This is a genomic window from Acidobacterium capsulatum ATCC 51196 (assembly GCF_000022565.1).
GTDB classification, from domain to species: domain Bacteria; phylum Acidobacteriota; class Terriglobia; order Terriglobales; family Acidobacteriaceae; genus Acidobacterium; species Acidobacterium capsulatum.
Genome location: NC_012483.1, coordinates 3,248,389 through 3,262,934, shown reverse-complemented (window position 1 = coordinate 3,262,934; position 14,546 = coordinate 3,248,389). Strand labels below are relative to the sequence as shown.

Sequence of the window (14,546 nt, the reverse complement as noted above, 5' to 3'; positions counted from 1 at the left end):
CGGAGGCTCGCTCCGGCTCATTGCGCTTCACTAGAGAGGCAGCAGGCGCGTGGCTATTTCTTCTTTGCGTTCAGCTCAAACATCTTGAGCTGCACATGCCAGGTGACGGACTGCCCCGGCTTGAGCGTCACCATGCCGGTGTTCCGGCCATGCCACTCCTTGCCAAAGGGATCGGCAAAGTTGAACTGCTCTTCGACGACGGCAAACTTCGCCTTCGGCGGCGAATAGACCTGGATGGTGCGAATCTGCGGCGAGAAGCCAATCTCGCTGATGCCGTAGTTCGAGGCCGGGTCCATGATGGAAACCACCACCTTGCCATCCTTGCGATGAATGTTGGACCAGTTGTCGTCGAGATAGCCCTCGTCGAGCGGGCGTCCGCCCGGCACATTGAAGTCAAAACGAGTTCCCTTCACCGGCGTGCTCTTTCCGGTCGGGAAGACATCCTGATAGTTGTTCACCTCGGTGTGCATGTCCGCCGGCACATAGAGCCGCGTTTGCGCATGCTGCCCGCTGGGAATGTTCAGATACGGGTGCCAGGCCATCGAGATGGGCTCGTCTTGCTTGCCAACATTTTTCGCCGTGATCTGCGCATCGACGGCATCGGCGGTCAAAGCAATCTGAAAGTGCAGATCGGTCTTTGAGAGCCACTGGCCGCCAAAAGCATCCTTCATGTCCGCAGTCAGCGTTTCGCCATTGGCGGTCTTCTGCACCTGCACGTTGCGGGCCTGCTCTTTGAGAATGAGGCCGTGCATCGCATGCTTGTCCTGGTCAGGATGAGCGCTGTTGTGCCAGTTGGCCGGCAGCACCAGCTTGTGGCCGCGCCAGTAGGTGGTGATGGTCTTGCCGTCGGGCGAGAGCGGCCCAAGAATGCGGTTCGGATAAGGCACCAGGAAGGCGCCGCCGAACGCAAAGCTGTCATCCCCATAAGCATCGCTTGCTGTGCCGTAGTACTGCGTGTTCGCTACGGCCAAAGACGGCGCATGCAGCACATGAAAGACACCCAGTCCCGGAAAGTAAGCCTTGATCTGGAAGACATTCATTCCGTGGCCGGGAAGAATGGTGGCGCCAAGAAACTGCGGCTGGTCGCCACTCTGCTGTCGCTTGAGATGTACGACCGGTTCGCCATTGACTTCGGTCGGTTGTGCCGTGGAAGCCGTGGCAGGCTTCGCCGAAGGACTCGCGGAAGCTGCAGTGGAGGACTTTTTCTGGCAGCCGGTGACGGCAATCAGCGCGGCCGCGGCCAGAGACAGCAGGCGGTAGGAACGGGACATCTTCACCTCTCAGTGCTTGCGGTAATCGTTTTCCCCAGACACCGGTTATAGATTTCCGCCTATCAGGCTGTCAAACGAACGGCGGTACGCTCAGGCCTTGCTCTTTCGCGGACGCTTCGGCACCTGCGGCAGTGTGCCCTTAGGAAAGCCGGTGGACTCGCGCACCACCAGCTCGGTCGCAATCTTGTACTCTCTTTGCGGAGCAAGCGACGAGGCGCTCTCCACCTGCGCTCGCAGCGCAGTGACGGCCGCGCGCGCCAGTTCAAAGCGCGACATCTGAATGGTCGTCAACGGAGGCGTGGTGACCTCGGCGATGTGAATGTTGTCAAAGCCCATCACCGACATATCGTCGGGCACGCGCAGATTGGCGCGGTACATGTGATGCAGCACGCCGATCGCCGTCATATCGTTCGAGCACATGATCGCCGTGGGGCTCTCGTCAAAGGCCAGCAGCTTTTCAGCCGCCGCGACGCCGCCCTCAAGCGTGTGGTCGCCTTCCACAATCCACTCCGGATGCGGCGTGATGCCGCACTCTTTGAGCGATTTGGTAAAGGCCGCGAGGCGCGACTGCGCCGAGTGCAGGCGCAACGGGCCCGTGATGAACGAGATTTTGCGGTGCCCCAGCGCCGCCAGATGCTGCACACCCTGCCGGATGCCGTGCTGATAATCCACCTTCAGCAGCGAGACTCCCGGGCTGGGCGGACCCACATCAATGAACACCAGCGGAATGTTGCGCTGCGCCAGTTGATCGAGCAGCGGCTCTTCAATGCCGAAGGTCATCACGGCCACGCCCTCGACCTTGCGCTCCAGCATGCGGCGAATGCACTGCGCCATGCGCTTGGGGTCATAGTTGGTCGAGCTGACCAGAATCTCGTAACCGCTCTCGATAGCGACATCTTCAAAGCCCTGAATCAGCTCAGGGAAGAAGGGATTGGTGATCTCAGAGATGATGAGGCCAAAGATTTTGCTGCGGCCTGAGACCAGCGCCCGCGCCTGCGTGTTTGGAAAGTAATTCAGCTCCTCGATCACTTCCCAGACGCGCTTGGCGATCTTGGGGTTGACCGTGGGCACATGATTGATCGTGCGGGAAACCGTGGCGATGGAGACGTTGGCAACCCGCGCGATGGTGCGAATATCCATCCGCTTGTTCTGCTGGTCCGCTTCCGTTGTAGCCCTGGTTGACTTTCTCGGCATAGACCTCTGTCGTCCCAAGTCAGAAGCGAGTCTCGAAAGCCGGCATGAAAAAACATGCTGCGAACATAATGCCGGCCTTCGTGTGCCGTACCGCCGTGCCCAGGAAATGTTTTCTATTCCCTATCATGCTGCCACTTCTACCCATGCGTGACAACCTTTTCCGGCACAAGCAAGGGCTGCTGCCCGCAAATATAAGTATCGGTAACGATTACTAGAAATCATGTCCCGTAAATCTGAAAACTATGCCCGGAACCCTCCCGAGTCCATCCGGGAACGCTCCGGGCACATTGCTCATTTCATTTGCCGTCTTACTTGACCTTCATCACCAGGATGTTGATCGAGTAAGGCGCAAAGGTATGTTGCACGGTCCCGCCAATCCCCTTCAGCACATGTGTCTCGGGCACAATGTGATCCGGATGCTCAAGCGAATTGCTGTCATGCGGACTCAGAGCCGAGAGCGTCACCAGCGTTGCCTGCGGATCGATCTTGCCGTCCGCATCCAGGTGCAGCGTCAACGGCTGCGGCTTGGGAGCGGCATTCACGATCTTGAGGTAGAGGTGATCTCCCGCGCGCGTGGCGGAATAGAAGCAGAGCGGGCCGGCTCCTTCCATGCTGCCCTTCACCACTTCATCGCCGCGGTATTTGCCGAAGAGCACCTGCGCGTAATAGCTCGGCGAAGCAAAGCTGTGCAGCGCGTCATATCCAATCAGGTTGGTGCCCCACTGCGCGGCCATGGGATTCACATTCACCAAAAGCGGCGCATAGCTGGCCATGATGACCAGGTCGCTGTTGCGCTCCAGCCCCGTCATCCAGGCTGCATCGCTCAGCGCCGCGTCAAAGTCAGGCGTGGGAGTCCCTTCAATCGTGGCCCACTCGCCCACAAAGATCTTCGGCCCCTTGCGGCTCACCTTGTCGTAGTGGTTCGTGTCAGTGAAGAAGCCATGCGGCGAGCGGTAGAAGTGATCGTCAATCACATCCGGCTGCACATCGCCCTTCACCGGCGTGGTCGCAATCAGTTGCAGATCGGGATAGGCCTTGCGAATCGCCGTGGCAAATTGCGCGAAGCGCGCGCTGTAGCTGCCCGAGTGATCAAAGAAATCCTCGTTGCCGATCTCGATGTACTTCAGCGGAAACGGCGCGGGATGCCCGTCGCGGGCTCGCTCGGCGCCCCACTTGGTATCCGTGCCGCCCGTGACGTACTGAATCTCTTCGATGGCATCCTGCACGTAAGGCGCGAGCGCCTTGCCCGGGTCCACATGCTGCCCATGCAGGGAATAGCCCGCATAAACGGCCAGCAACGGCTGCATGTGCAGGTCCTGGCACCACTCCAGAAACTCGAGCAGACCCATGCCGTCGCTCGACTGGTAGCCCCACGGACTCGGGTGTGTGGGACGATCCACCAGCGGGCCAATCGTCTTCTTCCAGTCGTACCAGTCCTTGATCTCGTTGCCTTCAAGGTAGTTGCCGCCGGGGAAGCGCAGGAACGCAGGATGCAGCGCCGCCAGCTTCTTCATCAGGTCAACACGGTCGCCGTTCTTCTGGTTCAGATAGGTGGGCGGAAACAGCGAAACCAGATTCATCCAGACCGTACCGGGGTGCGCGACAGAGATGCGGATGAAGTTATTCTCTGACTCCGGCACATTGCCGGTGTGCAGGGTCGCTGTGTACTGCTTCCACTCCGCCGTGGGCGCGGGAAAGGTTGCGCTGGCCAGCGTTTTGCCCGTGGCCTTGTTGACGATGCTGATTGTCACCGGCACCGCTGCGCCGGCTTCGCCCTTGAGGTAAATCGACGCGTGATACGTTGTGTCGGGCCACACAGGCACGCCCCAATAACCGGGATTATCCAGACCGCCCGGATCACTCGCTGACGCCTGGCTCGCCGTCAGCTTCATGCTGTAAGGCAGCGCCTGGCTTGGTCCGGTTGTGTGGTCCACGGTGGCGGCAATGCCCTGCTCGGCATTCTGCTCAAGCTGCCACGTCTTGATGAAGCTGTTGGTGGCATTGGCATGAAAGACGCGGTCTTTCACCAGTTCGGCATACAGGCCGCCGTCGTAGGAGTGGTTGATCTCCTCCGTCATGAGGCCATACAGCGAGGGGCTGATGGCATGCACCGGCTGGTTGTAGTGCACGGTGAGCTCGGCCTGCGGCGACTGAGCCGCAGCCAGCGAAGGCAGCAACGTAAGCGCCAGCGGAATTGCAGCCAGCGAAAGACTATGACGAAATTTCATGCGTGACTCACCTCAAAAAATGCACTGCGCAAAAGTGTATTGCAAGCGCCCTGTGACGGACGCCGGAAATCCCCGCCCGCTCAAGCCATGACGTCATGGTAGAGCCGGTAGTTCTCGTGCCGAATCCGCGGGAACGACTTAAAAGTGACCGGCGCTACCGCCGACTCCACCCGCCAGGCGCGCCCTTGCTGCGCCGCCGCCAGCAGTTGCGCGCGCGTGAACCGGCTGCGCGGGCTGTTGATCGCCATCAGAGCCAGCGGACCGCTGCGCAGCGCCACTGTATCCGGATGCTGCGCGTCTACTGGCTGCAGACTCAAGGGCCGGTCGATGGAGTACTCGATCCGGTCGCCATCCTTCCATTCGCGATGCAGGCGCACAAAGGTGCCCGGCTTCACTTCAGCCTCGGCCTTGCGGCCATTCACCGTAATGGACGTTCCCTTGCCAGCCCAGGCCGGCACGCGTAGCGCAATGCTAAAGGTTTGCGGATTGTCTCCGCGCACCTGCATCGCGATGTCGTTCTCATAGGGATAGTGCGTCCGCTGCTCGAGCGAGAAGCGCGCGCCGCCGATCTGAAACTTGGCGCGTGACGGCACAAACAGGTTGACGTAGAGGCCCTCGGGCGAATGGAAGTAGGAGCTGATGCCGTAATCGGCGGTGACCTGCGGAAAGGTCCCCGAGCAGCAGGGCCATTGCTCGGGATAGTAGTTTTTTGCCGCATAGTTGTTGTAGTCAGAGTAGTAGAAGCTGAAGCCGCCCTGCTCCAGCGGCATCGCGCCCAGAATCGTGTTGTAGAGCACCTGCTCCATGCTGTCGCCATAGCGGCTGTCGCCGGTGATGCGCATCAGATAGCGCGTGACCTTGAAGTGCCCATAAGCGCCACAGGGCGTCTCAAAGCTGGCATGCGTCTCCGTCAGGCTCTTGTAGAGGCCGCCGCTGCCCGGCTCCACAAAGGTCTCGTTCGGCCCCCAGCCGCCGGTGGCAAAGCTCTGGTCCAGCACAAACTGAAATCCGTTGCGCGCCGCGCGCAGATGCTTTTCGCTGCCCAGCACCAGGTAGGCCTGCGAGGCCGAGTTCAACGCATTCACATGGCTGTAGGCATGCTGATGCGGCAGCACATTGTCGCCTTCCGCGAGCGGATCAAAGTAGCTCTTATCCTGCAGAAAGCGCTGCGCCATGACCAGGTATTTCTCGTCTCCCGAACGCTTGTAGGCAAGAAAGAAATTCTCCGGCAGCGTGTAGCTCTCATCCCACGTGAATGCAATATTCGGATGCGGCCGCGCCGCCATCTCAGGCCGCGTCAGCGCATGCGAAGGCAAATACGGCATCACGGCATCGAGAGCGCGAGAGAGCGCGTGCAGCGCATTCGGGTCGCCCGCAAACTGATGCGCATCGATCAGCCCGCAATTGCTCTTGTCAAAGGTGTAGCAGGGCAACGGATAGTCATCGTAAAACTTCGGCGAAACGGCCTCGGCAAATCCGCGCACCAGCCGGTGCACCTTGGCTTTGGTGGGCTGGTCGCCGGTCGCGGCATAGGCTCGCGCCAGTCCAGACAGATATTGCCCAAACGAGTGCCCCGGAATATAGCCGGTCATATTGTTCGGCGGGTCAAATTCCTTTGAGAAGTTGTACCAGCCGCCCATCTGTGGCCCGGGAGCCGGCAGCCCCGCGCGTTCACGAAAGGGCTTGAGCAGCGCATCTTCATCGAGCGCCAGAAAAAAGGCATGATTGGCCTGGAACTGCGCCAGCATCGGCCCTTCCAGCAACTCCACCTCGCCGTAGCCCAACTGCCCCAGCCGCGTCGCGCCGCCATGGGATGCGGCTGCTGACAGCCCAAATGTCCGCGGAGCCACCACTCCGGCCGCGGCCACCGCCGCGCTGCTCTTCAAAAATGTGCGTCGCGACAGATTCTCGCTCACCCGGCACCTCGATTCTCTTGGGATTCTCTTCGGATGAATTACACCCGCCGCCCCACGCGGCCCGGTATTTGCTGTTTCTGGAGCGGGCAAACGCAGGCGTCCGGAGCCATTCCCCGGCTCAGTTTGGGTAAATGTTTACCAACCCCGGCAAATGCCTGTCAAACGCTCCTCTTCTACCCGGGAACAGCCACAGGACTGCTAGACTGTTCCCAAAACTCCCTCGTCTACTTTCTACTCAGAATGCGGCGATGGTTGACAGGGCCAGGAGAGGCGTTTAACCTCGCATCGCCTGCAAGAAAATGTTTACCCGAATTCCCGAACCGACCCAGGAAGGTACAGTTTGACACAGCAGCTCAAAGAACAAGTGCTCGAAGCCAATCTCGATCTCGTGCGCGAGGGCCTCGTCCAGTTCACCTTTGGCAACGCCAGCGGCATTGACCGCGCCACCGGACTCGTCGCCATCAAGCCCAGCGGAGTGCCCTATGACAAACTGCGCCCCGAAGACATGGTGGTCACCGATCTCTCAGGAAAAATCGTCGAAGGCAAGCTGAAGCCATCCTCTGATCTGGACACCCATCTGCTCCTCTACCGCGAGTTCCCTGCCATCGGCGGCGTCGCCCACACCCATTCCATGTACGCCACCGTCTGGGCGCAGGCCGGCCGCGCGATTCCCGCCCTCGGCACCACCCATGCCGACTATTTCTATGGCGAGGTGCCCGTTACAGACGAGCTGACCGATAAGGAGATCGGCGGCGAATACGTCCACAACACCGGCGTGGCCATTGTGCGCCGTTTCCAGGGGCTCGATCCGCTGGCCGTTCCGGCCGTTCTGGTGGCCGGGCACGCGCCCTTTGCCTGGGGCAAAAACGCCCTGGAGGCCGCGCACCACGCCGCCCTGCTCGAAGCCGTGGCTCGCATGGCCTGGCACACCATGACGCTGAACCCCGAGTGCCGGGGAGTCTCCCAGGCGCTGCTCGACCGCCACTATTTCCGCAAACATGGAGCCAAGGCCACCTATGGTCAATAGAAAATCCCTTTACTAGGGGGGCAAACGTCACTCATCTCTGATACCTTTTGGGAGCGTGATTTTGTTTCCGTTGCGCAGGCTGAGCAGGCGGCAGGAGAAGGCTTCCCAATCTGAATCCACACGGCGCTGAGACCATGAACGAACCGAACCATTCAAGACAGCTGTTCCCGGCGCGCTTCCACTTCGCTTCTATTTGAGGACCTCAGAACGTATGCATCCGCCCACTAACTCGCCGGCCAACGACCTGGCCCTGAGCAGAAAAAGAAGACAAAACCTGCGGTTCATCTACTTTTTTGGCGCCTTCGGCGGCATTCTGTTCGGCTACGACATCGGCGTGATGACGGGCGCCCTGCCGATTCTGCAACAGCGCTGGAACCTGCAAAACAGCCCGTTCGATCTGGGCCTGATCACTTCATCGGTGATGCTGGGGGCCATTCTTGGCGGAGCGCTGGCCGGCCGCCTGGCCGACCGCTATGGCCGCCGCCGTCTGATCCTCATCTCCTCCATCGTCTTCATCATCGGAGCGGCGCTTTCGGCCATTGCACCCGCCAACGGCGTGGGCTTTCTGGTCGCCGCCCGCATCATTCTCGGCTGGGCGGTCGGCGCGGCCTCGGCCCTGGTGCCGGCCTACCTCTCTGAGATGGCCCCGGCCGATATCCGCGGCCGCTTGTCGGGCCTCAATCAGGTCATGATCGTCTCCGGTATGCTGCTCTCCTATGTCGCGGACTACTTCCTCGACAACATCTCCGGCCCCTTGAGCTGGCGTCTCATGCTGGGCGCGGCCGTCCTTCCGGCGGTGGTTCTCTTCCTCGGCACGCTGCGGCTGCCCGAGTCGCCCCGTTTTCTGGCCAGCCACGGCCTGGTGGAGACGGCGAGAGAGGTCCTGCAGACCATCCGGCCCGAGCGCTGGCGCATTGAGGATGAGTTGCAGGAGATTCAGCGCACCGTGCGCCATGAGCACGAGAAAGGCCAGGCACAGGGGCACTACAAGGCGTTTCTGCAGCCGCAGTACCGCCCGCTCGTGCTGGCCGGCCTCGGTGTCGCGGCGCTGCAGCAATTTCAGGGCGCGAACGCCATCTTCTACTACCTGCCGCTCATTGTGCAGCGGCTCAGCGGAGCCTCGACCCACTCGGCGCTGATGTGGCCCATGCTTGAGGGCGCCATTCTCGTGCTCGGCTCACTGTTCTTTCTGCTGGTGGCCGACCGCATCAACCGCCGCGCCCTGCTCACGATGGGCGGCATCATTATGGCGCTTTCGTTCATTTCGCCGGCAGTGCTTCATCTGCTGATGCCCTCGCTCGGCGGCAACACCGTCGTCATATTCCTGAGCATCTACGTCGCGCTGTACTCCTTCACCTGGGCGCCACTGACGTGGGTGGTCGTAGGCGAAATCTTTCCCCTGGCCATTCGCGGTTCGGGCACGGGCCTGGCATCCTCTTTCAACTGGATTGGATCCTTCCTGGTAGGGCTGCTCTTCCCGGTGATGGCCGCGGCGATGTCGGAGTATTCCGTCTTCGCCATCTTCGGCGCCGTCTGCCTGGTCGGTGTTCTCTTTATCCGCATCTGGGTTCCGGAAACGCGTGGCCTCACGCTCGAGCAGATCGAGGCCAGCCAGGAGGCCATCTGATAGCGCACTTTTTCACTTCTCCGTTTCACTTCAGCCTCCACTCCCACAGCCGGAGCAGAGGTTTCATGGGCATAGCGGCTTCACTCACACTCTCCGCTTTCGCCCCCCTCGAAAGCACTCGTCACCACAGACAACAAGGATAGTCACTTATGAAAGAGCAACTCACCTTCGGCTTAATCGTCGGCAACCGCGGATTCTTTCCGGACCACCTGGCCAAAGAGGGCCGCGATGAAATGCTCGCGGTGCTCGAGAAGGCCGGCCATCGCGTCATCGCCCTGTCGCCAGAGCAGTCAAAGTTCGGCTCGGTCGAAACGCACGACGACGCCATTCGCTGCGCCGAGCTCTTCCGCAAGCATCGCGATGAAATCGACGGCATCATTGTCACGCTGCCCAACTTTGGCGACGAGCGCGGCGTTGCCGACTCCATCCGCCTTTCCACGCTCAAGGTGCCGGTGCTGGTGCAGGCCACGCCTGACCGCAGCGACAAGATGAAGATCTCCCATCGCCGCGACAGCTTCTGCGGCAAGATGTCAGCCTGCAACAACCTCATGCAGTACGGCATTCCCTACTCCATCACGGCAAAGCACACCGTGCAGCCTGACTCCGATGAGTTCCGTAAGGATCTCGACTGGTTCGCGAAGGTCTGCCGCGTAGTCGACGGTTTCCGCAATCTGCGCATCGCCGCCATTGGCGCGCGTCCGCAGGCCTTCAACACCGTGCGTTACAGCGAGCGGCTTCTGGAGCGCTCCGGCATCTCGGTGATCACGCTCGATCTCTCTGACATCTTTGGCGCGGTCAGCCGCCTCAAAGACAATGACGACACCGTGCAGCAAAAGCTGGCCGCCATCAAGGCCTACGTGCCGACGCAGAACATCCCCAGCGAAGCCCTGCTCAAGATGACCAAGCTCGGCGTTGCCATCGAGAAGTTCATGGCCGATCAGCACTGCACCGTCAGCGCCATCCAGTGCTGGACCTCGCTCGAAGAAAACTTCGGCGTCGTGCCCTGCACCATCATGAGCATGATGAGCGACAGCCTGCTGCCCTCTGCCTGCGAAACCGACGTGGTCGGCACGCTCTCGATGTATGCGCTCGCGCTCGCCAGCCAGACGCCCAGCGCATTGCTCGACTGGAACAACAACTACGGCGACGATCCGGACAAGGCCGTCTGCTTCCACTGCTCTAACCTGCCAAAGCACTTCTTTGCCGACGTCATCATGGACTTCCAGGAGATCATCGCCGGCACCGTGGGCAAGGAAAACACCTACGGCACCTGCGTGGGACGCGTGAAGGCCGGCGACATGACCTACCTGCGCTTCTCCACCGACGATTACACCGGAGCCATTCGCGGCTACATCGGCCAGGGCGAATTCACCAAGGATCCGCTCGAAACCTTCGGCGGCGCGGGCGTCTGCCGCATTCCGCGCATGCAGAAGCTGCTCAACTTCATCTGCGAAAACGGCTTTGAGCATCACGTGGCCGCCAACTTCTCCACCGTGGCTGACCCCGTGTATGAGGCGGCGAAGAAGTATCTCGGATGGGAGATGTTCTACCACGAGCCCGGCGAGCATGACCGCGTGAGCATTCGCACCACCTAAACGTAACCCCCTGAATGTAACTGTAGAAAGAGTAAATAAGTGGCGATAGTTGCCGGAGTTGATTTCGGAACGCTGAGCGTTCGCGTGACGCTGGTCGACAGCACACGCGGACGCCTCGGCACCGCATCCGTGGAATACCCATTGGCGCGACGCCGGGAAGACCCCGACTACGCCACGCAGTCCCATGCTGACCAGATGCGCGCGCTGGCTGAGGCTACGCGCCGCGTCTGCCAGCAGGCCGGTGTCGATGGCCAGGCCGTCGAGGCCATCGCCATCGACACCACCGGCTCCAGCGTCATCCCTGTGGACGCCGCGCTGCAGCCGCTCGATGACTACTATCTCTGGTGCGATCATCGCGCCCACAAAGAGGCGCGTGAAATCACGGAGCTGGCGCACCAGCAAAAGCTCGAAGCCATTGAGTGGTGTGGCGGCGTCTACTCGCACGAGTGGGGCTTTGCAAAGCTCCTGCACTGGATGCGCCACAACCCCGCCAAGCGCGAACGCTTTGCCACCGCGCTCGAAAACTGCGACATGGTCGCCGCCACGCTCTGCGGAGTGCGCGATGCGCACGCCGTCAAGCGCAGCATTTGCGCCATGGGCCACAAGTGGCTCTGGAACCCCAAATGGGGTGGACTGCCCCCGCAGGAATTTCTCTCAAAGCTTGACCCGCTCTTCAACGGTGTGCGCGCCAAGCTCGATGGCGAATACCTCACCTCAGATCATCTGGCCGGGCATCTCTCTGCCGAGTGGGCCGCGGAGATGGGCCTCCGCGCCGGCATTCCCGTGCCCGTAGGAGCCTTTGACGCGCACTGGGACGCCATCGGCGCTGGATGCAAGGAAGGCGACGTCGTCAATGTGGTCGGCACCTCCACCTGCATCATCGCCATGCAAAGCAAGACCACCCTGGTGCCGGGCGTCTGCGGCGTCGTGCCGGGCAGCGTGCATCCTGCTTACACGGGCGTCGAAGCCGGACTCTCCGCCACCGGCGACATCTTTGAAGCCATTGCCAAACGCGCGGGCGTCAAGGTCTCTGAGCTTTCGCGTGGACTCGAAACCTACCGCGCCGGCCAGACCGGCCTGCTGCGCCTGAGTTGGGACAATGGCGACCGTACCGTGCTCGTCAACCCTGAACTCGGCGGCGTGACACTCGGTTGGAACCTCATCCACACCGCGCAGGACGAGCTCTTCGCTGCCATTGAAGGCACGGCCATGCACACGCGCATCATTCTCGATCGCATGGCCGAACACGGCGTGCCGGTCGAGCGCGTCATCAACGCCGGCGGCATTCCGCAAAACAACGCCACGCTCAACCAGATCTACGCCGACGTGCTAGGCAAGCCCGTGCTGGTGCCGGACGGTGTTCCCACCAGCCTTGGCTCGGGTATCTTCGCCTTCCTCGCCGCCGGAACCTTCGCCAGCATTGAGCAAGCGCAGCAGTCCATCTGTCTGCCCTTCAAAACCTTCACGCCCAATGCCAACGCCCACGGCGTCTACAACCGGCTCTTCGCGCTCTACCGCAAGCTCTACTTCGCGCTTGGCTCGCCCGACGCGGCGCCCGCAGCCATTGGCGACGTGCTGCCCGCGCTGCGCCAGATTGCAAAGGAGCAGGTCGGCTGACCTCTCTGCGCACACAAAAAAGCCCCGCATTCGCTCTCGCGTGCGGGGCTTTCTCCATGCGTGCTTCTTAGCTGAACAAAAACTCCTTGCTGCGCAGATCCTTGATCGTATCGCGCAGCTTGGCGGCTTTCTCAAACTCAAACTTCTTCGCCGCCTCGCGCATCTCGGTTTCAAGCTTCAGGATGTACGTGTCCAGTTGCTCCTGTGAACTGAACTCGGGCATCTCTTCTGACTCTTCTTCGAGGTCGGCATATTCGGCCTTGAGAATCTTCGCAAGCGACATATCCGCCGAGCGAATGATCGACGTCGGCGTGATGCCGTGCTCTTCGTTATACGCGCGCTGCACGGTGCGGCGGCGATCCGTCTCATCCATCGCCTGCCGCATCGAATCGGTGATGCGATCGGCATACAGAATCGCGCGGCCATTCACATTGCGAGCCGCGCGGCCAATCGTCTGAATCAGTGAACCGGCCGAACGCAAAAAACCTTCCTTATCCGCGTCGAGAATCGCCACCAGCGAAACCTCCGGCAGATCGAGCCCTTCGCGCAGCAGATTGATGCCCACCAGCACGTCATACTCGCCTTTGCGCAAATCGCGCAGCAGCTTCACACGCTCCAGCGTCTCAATCTCCGAGTGCATGTAGCGGCAGCGCACGCCCACCTCGCTGTAGTAGCCCGACAGGTCCTCGGCCATGCGCTTGGTGAGCGTCGTGACCAGCACGCGCTCGCCCTTGGCCACACGATCGCGAATCTCCGCCAGCAGATCGTCGATCTGCCCGCGAATCGGGCGAATCTCCACCTCGGGATCGATCAGTCCCGTCGGCCGGATAATCTGCTCCACCACCACACCGGCGGATTTTGTCAGCTCATAAGCGCCGGGCGTCGCCGACACATATACAAGCTGGTGCGTGCGCGCCTCAAACTCTTCAAACTTCAGCGGACGATTGTCCATCGCCGACGGCAGCCGGAAGCCATAATCCACGAGGTTCTGCTTGCGCGAGCGGTCGCCGTGCCACATGCCGTGCAACTGCGGCACTGTGACATGCGACTCATCGATAAACAGCAGAAAGTCACGTGGAAAATAATCCAGCAGCGTCGGCGGAGGCTCACCCGGCAGCCGGCCAGAGAAGTGCCGCGAATAGTTCTCAATGCCGTGGCAATAGCCCATCGACTTGATCATCTCCAGATCAAAGCGCGTGCGCTGATGCACGCGCTGCGCCTCGACCATGCGGCCCTGCGCCTCCAGCTCTTTCTCCCACGTGCCCAGCTCTTCCAGAATCGAATCCATCGCCGACTTCTTGCGCTCGGGCATCACCACATAGTGGCTCTTGGGGTAAATCGGCAGCCGCGAATACTTCTGCTTCACCGTTCCAAACAGCGGATCAATCTGCGCCAGCGAATCAATCTCATCCCCAAACAGCTCGATGCGAAATGCATTCTCGTCATAGGTGGGATACACCTCGATCACATCGCCGCGCACCCGGAAGGTGCCACGCCGGAAGTCGGCATCGTTGCGCTCATACAATATCTCCACCAGCCGCCGCGTGATGTCTTCACGGCGAATCTTCTGCCCCTTCTCAAGCAGCAGCAGCATGCCGTAATAGGCTTCCGGCGAGCCGAGGCCATAGATGCACGAAACCGACGCCACAATGATGCAGTCCCGCCGCTCAAAGAGCGAGCGCGTCGCTGAAAGCCGCAGCTTATCGAGCTCTTCATTGATCGTCGCTTCCTTCTCAATGTAGAGATCGCCCGCGGGAATATACGCTTCCGGCTGATAGTAGTCGTAGTACGACACAAAGTACTCGACCGCGTTGTTGGGGAAGAACTGCTTGAACTCGTGAAAGAGCTGCGCGGCCAGCGTCTTGTTATGCGCTAGAATCAGCGCCGGCCGGTTCAGCTCTTCAATCACCTTGGCCATCGTAAAGGTCTTGCCCGAGCCGGTCACCCCAAGCAGCACCTGGTGTTGCTCGCCTGAGGCCACGCCGCCCACCAGCTCGCGAATCGCGCGCACCTGGTCGCCCTTCGGCTGATATTCGCTGACTAGCTGAAACTCCATGCTCATAAACCGTCT

9 protein-coding genes are annotated in these 14,546 nt (G+C 60.8%); 4 read left to right on the top strand and 5 right to left on the bottom strand.

From position 1 onward, the window contains the following. Positions 1-53: 53 nt before the first annotated feature. From ACP_RS13310 to ACP_RS13295, 4 genes are all read right to left on the bottom strand, one after another. Entirely contained in the window at positions 54-1,271 is a 1,218-nt protein-coding gene (locus ACP_RS13310; RefSeq protein WP_015897854.1) for an aldose 1-epimerase, read from the bottom strand. A 90-nt stretch (positions 1,272-1,361) separates the two neighbouring features. After that, positions 1,362-2,465, bottom strand: coding sequence for a LacI family DNA-binding transcriptional regulator (locus ACP_RS13305; protein ID WP_238525564.1), 1,104 nt, complete (start codon positions 2,463-2,465; stop codon positions 1,362-1,364). A gap of 308 nt (positions 2,466-2,773) precedes the next feature. Beyond that, entirely contained in the window at positions 2,774-4,693 is a 1,920-nt protein-coding gene (locus ACP_RS13300) for an alpha-L-arabinofuranosidase C-terminal domain-containing protein (RefSeq protein ID WP_015897852.1), read from the bottom strand. A gap of 80 nt (positions 4,694-4,773) precedes the next feature. Next, a complete protein-coding gene (locus tag ACP_RS13295) occupies positions 4,774-6,609 on the bottom strand; it encodes a beta-L-arabinofuranosidase domain-containing protein (RefSeq protein ID WP_015897851.1) in 1,836 nt (611 codons plus the stop codon). Between the two features lie 340 nt (positions 6,610-6,949). Here ACP_RS13295 and ACP_RS13290 point away from each other — a divergent pair, with 340 nt between their 5' ends. The 4 genes from ACP_RS13290 to ACP_RS13275 all read left to right on the top strand — a co-directional run bounded on the left by ACP_RS13290 (position 6,950) and on the right by ACP_RS13275 (position 12,475). Further along, complete coding sequence (locus tag ACP_RS13290) at positions 6,950-7,636, top strand: L-ribulose-5-phosphate 4-epimerase (protein WP_015897850.1); 687 nt, start codon at positions 6,950-6,952, stop codon at positions 7,634-7,636. A gap of 211 nt (positions 7,637-7,847) precedes the next feature. After that, positions 7,848-9,263, top strand: coding sequence for a sugar porter family MFS transporter (locus tag ACP_RS13285; protein ID WP_052294817.1), 1,416 nt, complete (start codon positions 7,848-7,850; stop codon positions 9,261-9,263). Between the two features lie 149 nt (positions 9,264-9,412). Then, positions 9,413-10,858, top strand: a complete 1,446-nt coding sequence (locus tag ACP_RS13280) for an L-fucose/L-arabinose isomerase family protein (protein WP_015897847.1) — start codon at positions 9,413-9,415, stop codon at positions 10,856-10,858. Between the two features lie 39 nt (positions 10,859-10,897). After that, positions 10,898-12,475, top strand: a complete 1,578-nt coding sequence (locus tag ACP_RS13275; protein ID WP_015897846.1) for a ribulokinase — start codon at positions 10,898-10,900, stop codon at positions 12,473-12,475. Positions 12,476-12,542: 67 nt separating this feature from the next. Here the strand turns inward: ACP_RS13275 and uvrB are convergent, their stop codons facing one another. Beyond that, complete coding sequence (gene uvrB, locus ACP_RS13270; RefSeq protein WP_041840312.1) at positions 12,543-14,531, bottom strand: excinuclease ABC subunit UvrB; 1,989 nt, start codon at positions 14,529-14,531, stop codon at positions 12,543-12,545. Between the last annotated feature and the right edge of the window lie 15 nt (positions 14,532-14,546).